Here is a 15,456-nt window from a genome sequence, read left to right as displayed (position 1 = left end):
GTGAGTATGGGGTAGAAGGTTCAACAGCAGCGGCTTCGCAGGTCGCTGTTAGCTGTTAGCTGGTTATCTAATCATGACAAGAATTTACCTCAAGCTAACTCAGTCGATTTCCTCTGATTGAAGATAAAAGATAAAGCGCTGCTAATACCAGGGCGGACGAGACGTGTTTAAATTAATGTGAAAAACGTCAAAGCCCAGTTAATGGCATGCAAACTTAAACACGCCATTGCTCCAGCAAACAAATCATCCAACATGATGCCTGTGCCACCATGCAAGCGTCTATCGATGATGCCAATGGGCCAGGGTTTGAGGATGTCGAAAATTCTGAATAATATAAAACCTAGAATAATATTTGGCATGGTCAGAGGAAGAAACAAAAAAGTCACAAACATTCCCGCCACTTCATCCCAGACTATCGAACCATGGTCATGCACCTGCATATCATTGGCAGTCTTCCCACAAATATAAACACCTAATAGACTTAGCAAAAACGTTAATGCAGAAAACTGCCAGATATCTAAAGGCAAAGAGAGAAGAAGAAGTGGTATTGCAGCCAACGAACCAAACGTCCCTGGCATTAAAGGAATAAGGCCGCTACCAAACCCGAGCGCGCAAAAATGCACGGGGTTTAACAGAGATACCCGCTGGCGATATTCAGGTTGCATTGTGCCAGCTACGCCCAACCTTAAAATTCATGCTGATAGCCTCCCTTTTCAGGCGCTGCAAAAGGAGCGTCATTGAACTTTAATTCAAGTTTGCCACCCTGCCCGGTTATTTGGCCAATACAAGTTGCCTTAACATTAGTACTGGATAAGGAAGTTTCCAGTATACCTTTATGCTCTTCATTAACCGTGAATAACAGCTCATAATCATCGCCTGCGGTCAGAGCGTATTGGATAGCCTGATCATGGCCTACACACGAAATTAGTGCATCTGAAAGGGGAAGTTTGTCCACGTGAAGAACGGCACCACAATGGGAAGCCCGTAAAATATGTTGTAGGTCGGCAATGAGACCATCTGATACATCGATACAGGCATTCGCGATCCTGCGTATAGCTGTACCAGCAGCCACTCTGGGACTAGGAAATAAATGCTTATTAACCAAAAAATCCCGTTGTGTGTAATCAGCGTTCAGCTTCCCCTGTAATATATCAAGTCCAGCACCAGCATCGCCGAGCGAACCGGTGGCATAGATCCAGTCTCCTGGCCTAGCTGCACTCCGCGTCAGCGCATTTTTCGGCGGAATGAAGCCATGCGCAGTGATGGTTAAGGCAAGCGGGCCTTTCACTGTATCACCGCCGATTAACTGGACTGAATAATACTGTGTGAGCTCGTACAAGCCCGCTGCAAACTCTTCCAGCCAGCTATCGTTGAACTCGGGTAGTGAGAGCGAAAGTGAGATCCAAGCGGGCTCAGCTCCCATTGCAGCAAGGTCGCTCAAATTGACCGCCACAGCTTTATATGCAACGGAACGAGCAGGCGTATCTTCAAGAAAATGGACCCCCGCTATCAACGTATCGGTAGTCACAGCAAGTTGTTGGTTGGGCGCAAGTGATGTGACTGCACAATCATCACCAATACCAATGATGACGTCTTTGCGCTGATGTCCACCATCGGCAAAGTAACGCCCAATTAAATCAAATTCTTTCACTAAGGATTACCGCGTATTTTTTTGCTTAGAATACGCCCACGAGCGTAACTGTGATCAGTCGCGTTCATGCTCACGCAATTTACGGACAGCTTTGTCGAGTGCACCGTTGACAAATTTGTGGCTTTCTTCGGCACCAAAATCTTTTGCCAATTCAATCGCTTCATTGATTACAACACGATAAGGTACATCAATTCGGTGAACCAGCTCAAAGGTGGCTAAGCGGAGTATCGCTTTCTCTACAGGATCCAACTCTTCCGGCAATCTGCCCAAGTAGGGTCGTATGGCTTGATCAAGATCTTCTGCATGTTCAACTACACCGCGAAGCAGTGCCTGAAAATAAGGCATGTCAACCTTTTGCATATCGTTACTTGTCGCCAGTGCAAGCTCGACCTGCTCAACTGGATTTTTGCTCATTTGCCATGAATATACGCCTTGTAGCGCAATCTCACGGGCTTTATGTCGTGCAGAAACTTTCACTCAAATCCGCCTTACAGATCGTTTACAGAAGCTAGTACATTGACCATTTCAAGAGCACTAAGCGCAGCTTCAGAACCTTTATTTCCAGCCTTCGTTCCTGCTCGCTCTATCGCTTGTTCTATCGAATCGGTGGTAATCACGCCAAAGGCTACAGGTACACCGGAATCCATTGCCACTTGCGCGAGACCTTTATTGCACTCACCGGCAACAAAATCAAAATGAGGTGTGCCACCACGAATAACCGCACCTAAAGCAATTATCGCGTCAAAGTTACCTTTTTCCGCTAGTTTTTTAGCTACCACAGGCAATTCATACGCACCCGGTACGCGCACTAATGTGATATCGTCATCGCCTACTTCACCTTGTCTTTCCAACGTATCCAGCGCACCTTCAAGTAAGCTTTCAACGATAAAACTGTTAAAGCGCGATACGACGATTGCGAACTTTTTGCCAGTGGCTCTGAAATTGCCTTCGATTACCTGCATGATTTCACTTCCTATAGAAAAACGGCGCGCAGTATAGCACAATTTGTTGACGGGGATACGAAATGATCCCCTACTTTAATCGTGGATATATTCAACTACTTCCAGACCAAACCCAGACAATGCGTGGTATTTTATTGGCTTACTTAGCAAACGCATTTTCTTCACACCTAGTGTAGCAAGAATTTGACTGCCTACCCCAACGGTTCGTGAAGAACCCTTCCATTCTGCTCCGGCATCTTCTTCGCCGCGATCTATTGCAGCAAATCGTTTAACCTGATTTTCCAGGTTTTCCTCTTTACCCAAGACCACAAGTACCCCTCCTTCATTCGCAATTCGAGTCATTGCCTGCGGTAACGTCATAGAGCGATTAATTGCTCGCGTAGATCCCAACAAATCGCTTAATGTATTATGCAGATGGACTCTTACTAAGGTCGGTTCTTCTTCGGTCACAGGCCCTTTTTTCAAGGCAAAATGAATCTGGTTGTCAATCACATCTTTAAACGTGTGTAGCTCAAAATCACCGTACTCTGTGGGCAGCTTGCATTCGGCGACTTTTTCGATGGTGGTTTCATTTAAGTTACGATATTCAATCAGGTCCGCTATCGTGCCGATTTTTAAATTATGTTTCTGGGCAAACTTTTCCAATTCAGGACGTCTTGCCATGCTACCGTCTTCATTGAGAATTTCGACAATCACTGCCGCGGGCTCGCAACCCGCCAGACGCGCCAAATCTACCCCAGCTTCAGTATGCCCGGCACGATTTAGCACCCCGCCTTCTTTGGCAATGAGGGGAAAAATATGCCCTGGTTGTACGATATCAGTAGACTCGGCACGCGGGTGCACTGCGGCAAGAATAGTAGTTGCCCTGTCTGCGGCTGAAATACCCGTGGACACGCCGCGTGCCGCCTCAATGGACACAGTGAAGTTAGTGGAAAATTGCGCTTCATTTTTATCGACCATCAGCGGTAGCTTAAGTCGCTTACAACGTTCAGTCGTCATGGGTAGACATACTAATCCACGCGCATGCGTGACCATAAAGTTGATGGCCTCCGCATTTACATGTTCAGCAGCCATGATGAGATCGCCTTCGTTCTCTCGATCTTCATCATCCATCAGAATGACCATCTTACCCTGTCTTATATCGTCTATTATTTCTGCTGTTGTGTTTAATGCCATATAAATACTTTTTTGCTTTAAGGAATGTAGGGAGTTATTTTTTTAAAAATCCGTGTTCGGCTAAAAATGCCATATTGATACCGCTGGCGGTTGTTTGTGAAGCTTTTTCACCGAGTAATAAGCGCTCCAAATAACGGGCGATAAGATCAACTTCAAGGTTAACTCGTGTGCCAATACCATATTCGCCAATCACCGTTTCTTTTAGGGTGTGGGGTATAATCCAAAGCATAAATTCTGCACCGTTCACTTCGTTAACAGTTAAACTTACGCCATCAACCGTTATACTGCCTTTATGGGCTATATATTTAGCAAGTTCATCAGGGGCTTTAATCCACACTTCGATGTAATCTTTATGTTCGGCAATTCTCGTTACCTTGCCAGTGCCATCAACATGACCTGACACAATATGCCCACCAAAGCGATCCATAGGCCGCATAGCCAGTTCAAGATTTACCCGAGTGCCCGCTTTATATTCGGCGAAACCCGTGTGCTTAACGGTTTCGGATGAGACATCTGCCTGGTAATGGGAATCGCTAAAATCGACCACCGTAAGGCAAACACCATTCGTTGCGATACTGTCGCCCATTTTCACATCTGCCATATTCAAACCGGCTGACTCAACCGTCAGGCGAATATCCGAACCTTTATTTTCCAACGCACTAATGGTTCCAAGGGCCTGAATGATTCCGGTAAACATACAATCTTCGCTTTGTTGTTGATTTAATTAAGCCGTTACACTAAAGGTCATTTTAATGTCATTACCGACCTGACGTAACTGCTTTAACGAAAGTGAACACGCTTGATTCAACTCTGTGAAGTCCGGCGTGTTCACCATGGATATGGCTTTGTCACCTAAGATAACCGGAGCCTGATAAACAATCAGTTCGTCCACTAGCCCTGCCTGAAACAACGCTCCAGTTAACCCTGGGCCTGCTTCTACCCAAATATGATTCAGTTGGCGCTCACCTAAGACAACAAGCAAATTTTCCAGGCAAACCTTCCTACCCTCAGCGTTTGGTATAACCTCAATGTCCGCTCCAGCCAACGATTCAGCTGGATTGGCGGCTGCAATAAGGGTCGGATAGCCATCGCAAAGTAATTGCGAATGAGCTGGAATGATTCCTTTTGAATCAACGACTACCCGCAAAGGTTGTCGTATATCTGCTAATGGATAATCATGAATTTTCGCTTCATCCCGCCTGACCAGTAAGCTTGGGTTGTCTTTCAATACGGTTCCGGAGCCAGTAAGAATGGCCGAACATGCGGCGCGATGTCGATGGACATCATTTCGTGCTTCAGGTCCCGTAATCCACTGACTTTCGCCATTGGCCAGAGCAATTTTCCCATCCACACTGGTGGCAAGTTTTACAGTAACGAACGGCTTCCCCTGCATCATACGTTTGATGTAGCCAGTGTTCAGTTCAGCAGCCTGTGCCGCCATCACATCACTCACCACCTTAATGCCTGCTTGTTGCAGCTTGGCGATCCCCTGCCCACTCACTAGTGGGTTTGGGTCGGTCATCGCCACCACTACCCTTGCAATTCCTGCCTGAATCAACGCATCGGCACATGGGGGAGTTCTACCGAAGTGGCTACATGGTTCCAACGTCACGTAGGCTGTAGCGCCTTTGGCTCGACCCCCTGCTTGATTCAGCGCATGTACTTCGGCATGAGGCGTTCCAGCTTGAACATGGTAACCAGTACCTACACACTTTTGTCTGCTATCAACAATGACACAGCCCACATTTGGATTGGGAGGGGTGGTGTACCTTCCTTTCTGTGCCAGCTGGATGGCTTTTCCCATCCAATAGTAGTCTTTACAAGGTGAGGATTCAGTGATGAACGACATAGCGTTAATCATTTAGTTTGGCGATTTCTTCGCCAAACTCTTTGATGTCTTCAAAGGAACGATATACTGAAGCAAACCGCACATACGCCACCTTATCCAGTTCCTTAAGTGCGTTCATAATGAGGTTGCCTAAGAATTGACTGGAGACTTCCCGCTCCCCTGTCGCTCTGAGCTGTGATTTCAACGACAGTATACACTGTTCAATTTTTTCGGTACTAACGGGACGTTTTTCCAATGCCCGTTGTAATCCTGCCCTTAATTTCTCTTCATTAAAGGGCTCTCGTGAACCATCACGTTTTATCACTCTGGGCATCACCAATTCTGCATTTTCAAAGGTGGTGAATCTTTCATGGCACTCAAGACATTCGCGACGTCGACGTACCTGCTGCCCCTCCGCAACAAGTCTGGAATCGATTACTTTAGTTTCCTGTGCAGAACAGAATGGGCAAAACATAATGAATCTCGATAAATGCTACCTCCTATTGAGGTAGCAATATAATATTAGCAAAAACTAGGCGTATACGGGGTGCGCCTTACACAATTGCACAACTTCCTGTTTAATGCTCTCAATGACAGACTCGTCCCCCATATTATCCAGCACATCGCACATCCAGTTCGCAACCTGTTTCGACTCCTCTTCCTTAAAGCCTCGACGGGTAATCGCCGGACTACCAATCCGCAGACCACTGGTGACAAACGGTGAGCGCGGGTCGTTGGGAACTGAGTTCTTATTGACTGTGATGTTCGCGCGTCCTAGCGCTGCATCTGCATCTTTACCGGTTATATCTTTATCAATTAAATCAAGTAGGAATAAGTGGTTATGAGTGCCGTTCGAAACAATTTTGTATCCACGCTGCTGCATTACCTCAACCATCGCTTTGGCGTTCTTCACTACCTGCTGCTGATACTCTTTAAATTCTGGTTGCAAAGCTTCTTTAAATGCCACCGCTTTAGCAGCAATAATGTGACACAGTGGTCCACCTTGGTTGCCTGGAAAGACTGAGCTGTTTAATTTCTTATAGATGGTTTCGTCACCACACGATGAAAGAATAAGTCCACTGCGTGGACCCGCCAGCGTTTTATGGGTTGTAGTGGTCACTACATGGGCGTGAGGAAGTGGATTGGGATAGATACCAGCTGCGATTAAACCAGCAACATGTGCCATATCTACCAGTAAATAGGCCCCTACACTGTCAGCTATTTCACGGAAACGCTGCCAATTAACGACACCTGAATAAGCTGAGAAGCCACCAATTATCATTTTCGGTTTGTGCTCATTAGCCAATGCCTGGACCTGATCGTAATCAATTTCCCCAGTGGCCTGATCCAAACCGTATTGAATCGCATTATACGTTTTACCTGAGAAATTAACTTTTGATCCGTGAGTCAGGTGTCCGCCTTCTGAAAGGCTCATACCTAATACCGTATCGCCGGCGTCAAGAAGCGCCATGAAAGCGGCAGAATTAGCTTGAGAACCCGAGTGAGGCTGGACGTTTGCATAATCTGCCCCAAATAATTCTTTGGCCCGGTCGATTGCCAGTTGTTCAACCACATCGACATGCTCGCAGCCACCGTAGTAACGCTTGCCAGGATAACCTTCTGCGTATTTATTCGTAAGTTGTGAACCCTGCGCTTCCATTACCCGTGGACTACAATAGTTTTCCGATGCGATAAGCTCGATATGATGTTCCTGACGCTCATTTTCTTTAGCGATAGCGTCCGCTAATTCAGGATCAAAATCAGCGATGGTCAGTTCACGACGTAACATGAAGACTCCTTAATACGTTAGAAGGCATAAATTGAACGCCTATTCTATTCATTTTGCCCCGCATGTATACCGATTTGTGGTCGAATCTCGGCATCCATGGTCATTTGCTTAGGTGTTTTTGCGATGTGTTATTTGTTTACTTCAGAAGTAAACTGATTTTCCAACTTTTTAACCCGGTCAAACAGGGCATCGATTTGACGCATTCTTACGGTCGTTTTTCGCCAGTCTCGATTCGCCATAGCAGGTTGACCAGAGGAATACACGCCAGGCTCGGTGATATCACTTACTACCATAGAAAATCCAGTAATCTGAACGTTATCACATATCGTTATGTGTCCGTTGACCCCCACTCCGCCGCCGATAATGACGCCTTTGCCTACCTTAACGCTACCAGCCAACCCACTAGTACCACAGATACAGGTGTTATCACCTACAACACAGTTATGACCAATATGAACCTGATCATCAATGATCACATTTGTACCAATTACGGTATCTTCGAGCGCGCCGCGGTCGATGGTAACAGCCGCACCAATCTGGGTGTCATCACCTATTTCTACTGACCCTGTTTGAGGAATAGCCAGCCAAGTTCCTTTATCATTCGCATAACCAAAACCATCTGCTCCAATGACTGTCTGACTATGGACCATCACCCGCTTGCCTAGTTTTACATGATGATAGAGGGTGACATTGGGGTGAATCACGCTGTTTTCGCCGATTTTAACGCCTTCACCCACTACCGTATTCGCCCCGATTGTTACGTCAGCACCCACCACCGCCTTTTTACCGATCACCACATTAGGACCCATCGCAACATTTTTTCCGATTGTCGCCGTCTCATCAATGTGTACAGAGGAGTGAATGGAGGTAGCCAGCTTTGGTGTGATATCAAATGCTTGGGCTATTTTAGCGAAAGCTGCGTGGGGATTAGGGTGTACAATGGCTGGTAAGTCAACCGACTCAGCAAATTTCTCGGGCAAGATAACCGCCCCAGCATTAGTAGTGGCTAACTGAGATTTGTATTTAGCATTGGTCAAGAACGAGATATGTCGCGCGGTTGCCCCCTCCAATGTGCCTACACCAAAAATCACCACATCCGTACGCCCTTTAACCTGTCCACCTGCAATGGCGGCAAGTTCAGATAATGAAAAACTTTTATTGTTCTGAGGCATAAGGCAACTTCCTTTCGTAAAATATTGGGCATATGGTACTGTAAATCCCAGCAGTCGTCCTGTTTTGATCTTGAAAAAACAACACTTGACTATCATTACGGTTAAAAATACATCAGTTGATCAGGTTAATCGGGTATCGCTCTGGCAGCTTTAGGGTATAAACGATTACAATACACCTTTGTTTTGGCAAGGACTCGTTATGTCTCAATACGTTTACACAATGCACCGGGTAGGGAAAATTGTTCCTCCTAACCGGCATATTCTTAAAGATATATCACTTAGTTTCTTCCCCGGCGCTAAAATAGGCGTGTTAGGTTTAAACGGTGCGGGTAAGTCCACCTTACTTCGTATTATGGCGGGTGTAGACACAGATATAGAAGGAGAAGCTCGAGCACAACCTGGTATTAATATCGGCTATCTGCCTCAAGAGCCAAAACTCGACGAATCTAAAGATGTACGCGGCAATATTGAAGAAGCCGTAGCCGATGTTGCGCATGCGTTAAAACGGCTGGATGAAGTCTACGCCGCTTATGCAGATCCGGATGCGGATTTTGATGCCTTGGCAAAGGAGCAGGGAGAACTGGAAGCCATTATTCAGGCAAAAGACGGACATAATTTAGAAAATGCGTTAGAGCGTGCTGCAGATGCCCTCCGTCTTCCTCCTTGGGATGCGGATGTAAGTAAGCTTTCTGGTGGTGAACGTCGACGGGTAGCTCTTTGCCGTTTACTGCTGGAAAAACCCGATATGCTGTTGCTAGACGAACCAACCAACCACCTGGACGCAGAATCAGTAGCGTGGTTAGAACGTTTCTTACATGACTACGAAGGTACTGTGGTGGCTATTACCCACGACCGCTACTTTCTGGATAACGTTGCCGGATGGATCCTGGAACTTGACCGCGGTCACGGTATTCCATGGGAAGGTAACTACTCTTCCTGGTTAGAGCAAAAAGAAAAACGCCTTGAACAAGAGGAGAAAATAGAATCGGCACGCCAAAAATCGATTAAACAGGAACTGGAATGGGTGCGCACCAACCCCAAAGGTCGTCAGGCTAAAAGTAAAGCGCGGATGTCTCGTTTTGAAGAGATGTCTACGGGAGACTATCAGAAACGCAATGAAACTAATGAATTGTTTATTCCCCCTGGTGAACGCTTGGGCGACAAAGTCATCGACATTGAAGGTTTGAAAAAATCCTATGGTGATCGCGTGCTGATCGATGATATGTCATTTTCTGTCCCGAAAGGAGCCATCGTCGGCATTATTGGTCCGAACGGTGCAGGTAAATCGACGCTATTCAGGATGTTAACCGGCCAGGAAACGCCGGATGCAGGAAACATAGAAATCGGTGAGTCAGTACAGATAGCCAGCGTTGATCAATTCCGTGACCATATGAATGGTAAGAATACTGTTTGGAAAGAAATCTCCGATGATCAGGATATTATCCGCATTGGAAACTTTGAAATTAACAGTCGTGCGTACTGTAGCCGTTTTAATTTTAAGGGAACGGATCAGCAAAAGTTTATCAAGGACTTGTCAGGGGGTGAGCGCAACCGCGTACATTTAGCTAAACTCCTTAAAGCAGGTGGTAATGTGCTATTGCTGGATGAGCCAACCAATGACTTGGATGTTGAAACTCTGCGCGCATTAGAAAACGCGTTGCTGGAATTTCCTGGCTGCGCCATGGTGATATCCCATGACCGCTGGTTTCTTGACCGGGTAGCTACGCACATTCTTGATTATCGCGATGAAGGTAAAATTAACTTCTTTGAAGGCAATTACAACGACTATGAAAGCTGGCTGAAGGCCACGTATGGGCAAGATGTAGTAGAGCCTCATCGTCTCAAGTACAAACGGATGAGTAAATAGTTTTCATTGATTAAAGAAGAAAAGTGCCGGGTAACATTGAACCCGGCACTTTTTTATTCATTACCAGACGTTTGATGTCTGACCATTTCTTCTAACGCCACCCCAGGATCTTCTTCCCCGCACACCGATGAATCCTCAGGGCTGGATGCCTCCGCATCTTGATCTGACAGAATATCATGCTCTTCTTCAGGTGCTGTTGGTGACCGCTTATCTGAATTCATAACGACTCCATTCTCACAAAGATAATAATAATACCATATATGGTATAAATACGGTTGATTGTGCAAATAGGTTGATTTTTCATCACCGGTTATAATACAAAGGTGAGGTAATGTAAGTTTGGGCAAAAAATATGACAGATAAACGTCAATATCAACGAATCACCCTCGGTGCTTCTGGTACTCTTAGTCACCAGGATATCAGTATACCTGTTGAAGTGATGGATATTTCACTACAAGGATTACGCTTAAAAGTAAACGAGCGAACAGTGGAAGCCTTACCATTTGACAGCCATGAACCCTACGTTATCGAATTTCAAGCTAACGCTGACAGCCCGACAATTACAGCCCGATTGCAACAACTCTACCGGCTAAACCACCCTCGAATTGAAGACACCTTGATAGGGTGTAAAGTCGATCATATTGACATTGAAGACTTAGTGGTACTCAGACGGTTAATTCAGTTAAATAGTGGTGACAACCGTCTTAGTGACCAGGACTTAAACGCATTAATTGATGGCATCTTAGCCAAGTCTGCTTAGCCCGCTTATAAGATCGCTTCTAACGCATCGGTTAATTGGGCGGCAGCGATAACATTCATGCCACTGATGGGTTGTTTGGGGGCATTAGCTTTAGGCACGATCGCCCGTTTAAAACCATGTTTGGCCGCTTCGCTTATTCTTTCAGTTCCATTTGGCACAGGGCGTATTTCCCCCGCTAACCCAACCTCACCGAAAATTATCATATCGCGTGGCAGGGCGCGATTCCGAAAACTGGAAATAATGGCTAGTAATAAAGCAAGATCAGCGCTGGTTTCAGCCACTTTCACACCGCCCACTACGTTTACAAAAACATCCTGGTCATTCATCTGAACATCCCCGTGACGATGTAAAACGGCAAGTAACATTGACAATCTATTCTGTTCTAACCCTACTGCAACACGTCGAGGGTTTGCCATTTGCGAATAATCGACCAACGCCTGAATTTCGACCAGCAACGGCCGCGTGCCTTCCCACACAACCATCACACTGGATCCAGGGGATTGATTTTCACCCCGGCTCAAAAATATGGCAGAAGGGTTACTCACTTCCTTCAACCCTTTTTCAGTCATGCCGAATACGCCTAATTCGTTAACTGCACCAAAGCGGTTTTTGTGACTGCGTAACGTCCGAAAGCGCCCGTCACTTTCGCCTTCAAGCATCATCGAACAGTCAATGCAGTGCTCTAACACCTTAGGGCCGGCCAGATTTCCATCCTTCGTCACATGCCCAACAATAAACATGGCAATATGGTGCTGTTTAGCAAAACGGGTCAGGTAGGCTGCTGATTCTCTAACTTGAGAAACGCTACCTGGCGCAGATTGTACATCACTAACGTGCATCACCTGTATAGAGTCGATAACCATTATGGCGGGGTTATACGCGTTCGCGAGGTCACATATGGTTTCAACATTGGTCTCTGCCAACATCAACAATTTATCATCTGGCAAACCCAGGCGTTTGGCACGCATTGCCACTTGCTGTAGCGATTCTTCACCTGTAACGTAAAGTGCATTTTTCTGTTTCGCCAGATGACACATAACCTGCAACAGTAAGGTACTTTTGCCCGCTCCGGGAGAGCCACCGATCAACATCGCTGAGCCTGGCACGATACCTCCACCGAGCACACGATCTAATTCACGAAAACCGGATGCAAACCGCGGCAGCGCTTCCAGATCGATTGTGTTGAGTAACTCCACTTTGGCTTGTGTCTGACCTGCGTAGCCCATGGTGGCATCGCGAGATGCGGTTTTGTTTGCGCTGACCACAAATTCGCTGATGGTATTCCACGCCTTGCATTCATTGCATTGCCCTTGCCAACGAGGAAACTCTGCACCACACTCGGTACATACGTAAGCAGTTTTACGTTTTGCCATAAACAGGTTTTCTGTTGCTAAATTTCAGAGTATTCTACACGCCTAGGATTATCGGTGTATACTGGCCGCTTGATAGACAGTTAATGTGTGGGTTGTTTTTACCTGAAATTTGCAAATAAATATCAACCATTTAGCTGCATTGCCGATAAAAAATTATCTTTTATAAGAATTACATAAGTGCGCGTCATTCTATGAGTCAGGACCTCCAGCAATACGCTGATATAATTGAACAACTTAAACCGATGGTAAATAACCCTCAATTCGATCAAGTTTTGCAGGAGCTTACAGCATCGCTTCCACGTGAGAAGCGGTTCATCATCAAGATGGAGCTGAAAAGACTGGCAAGAAAGTGCGTGCGTTCAATTGACTTAAGAGGCCAGGTCTCCGGAGAGTGTCAATTATATGAGCATGGTGGAATAAAACATTACCTTGATGATATTGCCATCGAAACTTTCGAACGCCAGTTAAGGGTGTTTGGTGATTATTGTTTTGGTGTTTACGAAGCCGTTCAACATACTGATAATAACTTTAAGGTCATGCGGGAGCGGGCCGAATCAGGTGAGATTGCTACCGCATCTAATGACAGTGAAAACAGACTTGCTTCGTCAATGGAGCGCTATAATGTCCCAGTAGTTAACTTACTTACCTACGCACAGCGGCAGCACGAGCGAATGAATTATGCGGTGGCTGTGGAAGTCGTTACCGAAGACTTTACCCATTACCGCGGCAATAGTGTGGATATTTCTACGGATGGTATCCGGGTAAAATTAAACAAAGATGCCAAGTTGAACAAGGGCGATCGTGTCTCGGTGCATTTTCGCGGTCTCGAGGAAGAGTTCGCGTTGGATAAAAAGAATGGGATTGTTTATAACGTACTCACTTCCGTGCGTAAGAAAGACAATTTGTATATTGCGTTACGCCGAGCCAAAGAGTTCCCCAATGCCTCCTTTGATAAGTTTCTAGAAAACTTTATACATGGTAATAAAAGGCGCTATAAGGTCAATTTAAGCAATACTATTGAGGCCGTACAGAATAAGTCATTAGAGCAGTACTTTTCTCCCCGCAGCCCTGCGTTGCCTATCTTTCTTGATGTTATCGAAAACAGGATCATTCCCCGCTTTGCCATGCTCAATGAAGTGAATCGCGAAATAATCGATTACTGGAGTGATGAACAGGGTGAAGTTAAAATTGGATTTCTGATCAATAGCAGTAGATTGGAAGCGCTGTTGAAAAAACCCAAAAATCAGCGTGAAATATTTGTCTACAGCTTCACTCATCTTCAAAACGATAAAGTCTATTATTACTCGGCTTCGCCTAGTGAGTTAGCAGCAAAGGATGTGCTTAAAAATGCATTTTTAGGTTTTGGTTCACGCAAAGCCAGTTGGCGGGTCTTCAAGCTTTCATTATGCGATATGTCACCTGATCAGGCCCATGCTCCTTTGTCTATCCCCGATAGCGTGGGTACAAAGATTAAAAAACAGAACAATCCGCCGTCAGCCCGTTTGATGTCTCGCTTAAAGAACCTTCGTTACATTGTCCATATTTCAGATGTGACGTCAGAGGATGGTCAGCAGGTTTACAACAAATATAAATTTAATCGTAACAGCTTGGGCCATTTGCGCGTGTTTGGCCACGCACGAAATAAGCCCTTGGCTGAAATTAAAGCATTTAGATACCGTTTTCACGAACAACGCTTAGAATCAAGGTATCTATTACGCTCAAACATTCGTTTACGCAGCAAAATTGATGATCAGCAAATTTTAGGAGTGAGTGAAGACATATCCGTACACGGGTTACGAATTGAGCTTAACGACGAATTCAACGGCGAAATTGATCATCATGTGGAAATTGGTTTTCCAAAACTACAGGAAATGACAGCCAAACATAATGTGATGGCGTTGCAATACCAGGTTGTACACTACAATTCTGAGAAAAACATTATTCATTTGAAGGCCGTTCCCGGGGAGCCAGGCCAAGGCGCTCGAGCGTTTTTCGAAGAGCTGATAAAAGGTAATCGAGCGTCGTTGCAAAGCTATCCTGAAGAAGAAGAAGTGCCAGGAATCGGGCATGCGTTACGCTGTATTAATGCGCGCAATGCACCTTCACTCGCATTTGTACTAAGTAAAGAAGGTGTACGTTACGAACCGGAAGCAGCGATTATTGGGCATCAGGATGATCGAATTACGCAGCTAGCATGTCACTTTGCCGAACAGGGTAAAGTCAACCTTGAGTTTATGTTCCGGGAACGCAAACTTGACTCGCCCTTCGTACAACATGGAATAAAGCAGGTTAAAGTAGAAAATAAGCCTATTCGACGAGAGCTTTTTATCGCCTTTGATTCATCGCACAAAGAAAGCCGTATGGCGATTATTCCTCGTTTTGACAACCGCTTTGTCTCCGAAGAAATGAAAGAAAAATTTGTTCATGAAGCGCTGAACCGAGGGCAATTTATTGCGATAAACGTTATGCTGGTCACTACCGGCAAACCTGACATGGAAATGCTGCAATCTGAATTTAATTACGTCAGCGTTTACGCTCTCCACCGTGCAAAAGAGCTGGAAGAAAAGATGTGGAGTATTGTCGCCTGTTCTCATTTAGTTGACATTACTGATGAAGTTTTAATGCGCTACAACGTTGAGTCTAAGGAGATACAACGAAATCGAGAATTGACGCAGCCATTTAAAATGCAAGCAGGTGGAATCAAAACGCTGCTCAACTCAGAGCGTTCTCAAGAGTAGCTCACAATCATGTAGGAACTCTGGCTGCGAGTATTGCCAAATATGGTAGGGCGTAACCTTTAGATAAAATGTATACCGGTTAATAGGCTGGGCGAACTAACCAATAAGGTTTGCTCAGCGAGGCTTTCATTCACTTTGGC

At 45.6% G+C, this 15,456-nt stretch carries 15 protein-coding genes; 3 read left to right on the top strand and 12 right to left on the bottom strand.

The features are described from left to right. Positions 1–167 precede the first annotated feature (167 nt). From OPS25_RS02695 to lpxD, 10 genes are all read right to left on the bottom strand, one after another. Complete coding sequence (locus OPS25_RS02695; protein WP_265616104.1) at positions 168–665, bottom strand: phosphatidylglycerophosphatase A family protein; 498 nt, start codon at positions 663–665, stop codon at positions 168–170. Between the two features lie 20 nt (positions 666–685). Beyond that, a complete protein-coding gene (thiL, locus tag OPS25_RS02690; RefSeq protein WP_265616103.1) occupies positions 686–1,651 on the bottom strand; it encodes a thiamine-phosphate kinase in 966 nt (321 codons plus the stop codon). 54 nt (positions 1,652–1,705) lie between these two features. Continuing rightward, complete coding sequence (gene nusB / locus OPS25_RS02685) at positions 1,706–2,128, bottom strand: transcription antitermination factor NusB (protein ID WP_265616102.1); 423 nt, start codon at positions 2,126–2,128, stop codon at positions 1,706–1,708. An 11-nt stretch (positions 2,129–2,139) separates the two neighbouring features. Beyond that, positions 2,140–2,613: a 6,7-dimethyl-8-ribityllumazine synthase gene (ribH, locus tag OPS25_RS02680; RefSeq protein ID WP_265616101.1), complete on the bottom strand. Its 474-nt coding sequence runs from the start codon at positions 2,611–2,613 to the stop codon at positions 2,140–2,142. Positions 2,614–2,688: 75 nt separating this feature from the next. Beyond that, a complete protein-coding gene (ribBA, locus tag OPS25_RS02675; RefSeq protein WP_265616100.1) occupies positions 2,689–3,789 on the bottom strand; it encodes a bifunctional 3,4-dihydroxy-2-butanone-4-phosphate synthase/GTP cyclohydrolase II in 1,101 nt (366 codons plus the stop codon). Positions 3,790–3,823: 34 nt separating this feature from the next. Beyond that, positions 3,824–4,486 carry a riboflavin synthase gene (locus OPS25_RS02670; RefSeq protein WP_265616099.1) on the bottom strand — a complete coding sequence of 221 codons (663 nt, stop codon included), beginning with the start codon at positions 4,484–4,486 and terminating at the stop codon, positions 3,824–3,826. Between the two features lie 27 nt (positions 4,487–4,513). Further along, positions 4,514–5,638 (bottom strand): bifunctional diaminohydroxyphosphoribosylaminopyrimidine deaminase/5-amino-6-(5-phosphoribosylamino)uracil reductase RibD, encoded by a 1,125-nt coding sequence (gene ribD, locus OPS25_RS02665; RefSeq protein ID WP_265616098.1) that lies wholly within the window; start codon positions 5,636–5,638, stop codon positions 4,514–4,516. Positions 5,639–5,642: 4 nt separating this feature from the next. Continuing rightward, positions 5,643–6,092, bottom strand: coding sequence for a transcriptional regulator NrdR (gene nrdR / locus OPS25_RS02660; RefSeq protein ID WP_265616097.1), 450 nt, complete (start codon positions 6,090–6,092; stop codon positions 5,643–5,645). A 57-nt stretch (positions 6,093–6,149) separates the two neighbouring features. Next, positions 6,150–7,406, bottom strand: coding sequence for a serine hydroxymethyltransferase (gene glyA, locus OPS25_RS02655; RefSeq protein ID WP_265616096.1), 1,257 nt, complete (start codon positions 7,404–7,406; stop codon positions 6,150–6,152). Positions 7,407–7,534: 128 nt separating this feature from the next. After that, entirely contained in the window at positions 7,535–8,578 is a 1,044-nt protein-coding gene (gene lpxD, locus OPS25_RS02650) for a UDP-3-O-(3-hydroxymyristoyl)glucosamine N-acyltransferase (protein ID WP_265616095.1), read from the bottom strand. Between the two features lie 199 nt (positions 8,579–8,777). Between lpxD and ettA the strand changes: the two genes are divergently transcribed. Further along, complete coding sequence (gene ettA, locus OPS25_RS02645) at positions 8,778–10,445, top strand: energy-dependent translational throttle protein EttA (RefSeq protein ID WP_265616094.1); 1,668 nt, start codon at positions 8,778–8,780, stop codon at positions 10,443–10,445. Between the two features lie 53 nt (positions 10,446–10,498). On the opposite strand, the gene OPS25_RS02640 is transcribed toward ettA, so the two are convergent. Continuing rightward, the gene (locus OPS25_RS02640; protein ID WP_265616093.1) at positions 10,499–10,666 is read right to left on the bottom strand and encodes a hypothetical protein; all 168 of its coding nucleotides are present in this window, start codon (positions 10,664–10,666) and stop codon (positions 10,499–10,501) included. A gap of 131 nt (positions 10,667–10,797) precedes the next feature. On the opposite strand from OPS25_RS02640, the gene OPS25_RS02635 reads away from it, so the two are divergent. Next, a complete protein-coding gene (locus tag OPS25_RS02635) occupies positions 10,798–11,205 on the top strand; it encodes a PilZ domain-containing protein (protein ID WP_265616092.1) in 408 nt (135 codons plus the stop codon). 5 nt (positions 11,206–11,210) lie between these two features. Here OPS25_RS02635 and radA read toward each other — a convergent pair whose 3' ends face one another. Then, positions 11,211–12,578 carry a DNA repair protein RadA gene (gene radA, locus OPS25_RS02630; RefSeq protein ID WP_265616091.1) on the bottom strand — a complete coding sequence of 456 codons (1,368 nt, stop codon included), beginning with the start codon at positions 12,576–12,578 and terminating at the stop codon, positions 11,211–11,213. 191 nt (positions 12,579–12,769) lie between these two features. Between radA and OPS25_RS02625 the strand changes: the two genes are divergently transcribed. Beyond that, positions 12,770–15,316: a PilZ domain-containing protein gene (locus OPS25_RS02625; protein WP_265616090.1), complete on the top strand. Its 2,547-nt coding sequence runs from the start codon at positions 12,770–12,772 to the stop codon at positions 15,314–15,316. The last annotated feature ends 140 nt before the right edge of the window (positions 15,317–15,456 follow it).

The sequence above is a fragment of the Alteromonas aquimaris genome (assembly GCF_026183695.1).
Lineage (GTDB): Bacteria > Pseudomonadota > Gammaproteobacteria > Enterobacterales > Alteromonadaceae > Alteromonas > Alteromonas aquimaris.
This window is presented reverse-complemented; position numbering and strand designations above follow the sequence as displayed.

What these genes read in the sequence shown, in the direction of transcription:
- OPS25_RS02625 (WP_265616090.1), top strand. Translation starts at nt 12,770, where the DNA reads ATGAGTCAGGACCTCCAGCAATACGCTGATATAATTGAACAACTTAAA.
- OPS25_RS02640 (WP_265616093.1), bottom strand. Translation starts at nt 10,666, where the DNA reads ATGAATTCAGATAAGCGGTCACCAACAGCACCTGAAGAAGAGCATGAT.
- OPS25_RS02635 (WP_265616092.1), top strand. Translation starts at nt 10,798, where the DNA reads ATGACAGATAAACGTCAATATCAACGAATCACCCTCGGTGCTTCTGGT.
- lpxD (WP_265616095.1), bottom strand. Translation starts at nt 8,578, where the DNA reads ATGCCTCAGAACAATAAAAGTTTTTCATTATCTGAACTTGCCGCCATT.
- ribH (WP_265616101.1), bottom strand. Translation starts at nt 2,613, where the DNA reads ATGCAGGTAATCGAAGGCAATTTCAGAGCCACTGGCAAAAAGTTCGCA.
- ribD (WP_265616098.1), bottom strand. Translation starts at nt 5,638, where the DNA reads ATGTCGTTCATCACTGAATCCTCACCTTGTAAAGACTACTATTGGATG.
- ettA (WP_265616094.1), top strand. Translation starts at nt 8,778, where the DNA reads ATGTCTCAATACGTTTACACAATGCACCGGGTAGGGAAAATTGTTCCT.
- radA (WP_265616091.1), bottom strand. Translation starts at nt 12,578, where the DNA reads ATGGCAAAACGTAAAACTGCTTACGTATGTACCGAGTGTGGTGCAGAG.
- OPS25_RS02670 (WP_265616099.1), bottom strand. Translation starts at nt 4,486, where the DNA reads ATGTTTACCGGAATCATTCAGGCCCTTGGAACCATTAGTGCGTTGGAA.
- glyA (WP_265616096.1), bottom strand. Translation starts at nt 7,406, where the DNA reads ATGTTACGTCGTGAACTGACCATCGCTGATTTTGATCCTGAATTAGCG.
- ribBA (WP_265616100.1), bottom strand. Translation starts at nt 3,789, where the DNA reads ATGGCATTAAACACAACAGCAGAAATAATAGACGATATAAGACAGGGT.
- OPS25_RS02695 (WP_265616104.1), bottom strand. Translation starts at nt 665, where the DNA reads ATGCAACCTGAATATCGCCAGCGGGTATCTCTGTTAAACCCCGTGCAT.
- nrdR (WP_265616097.1), bottom strand. Translation starts at nt 6,092, where the DNA reads ATGTTTTGCCCATTCTGTTCTGCACAGGAAACTAAAGTAATCGATTCC.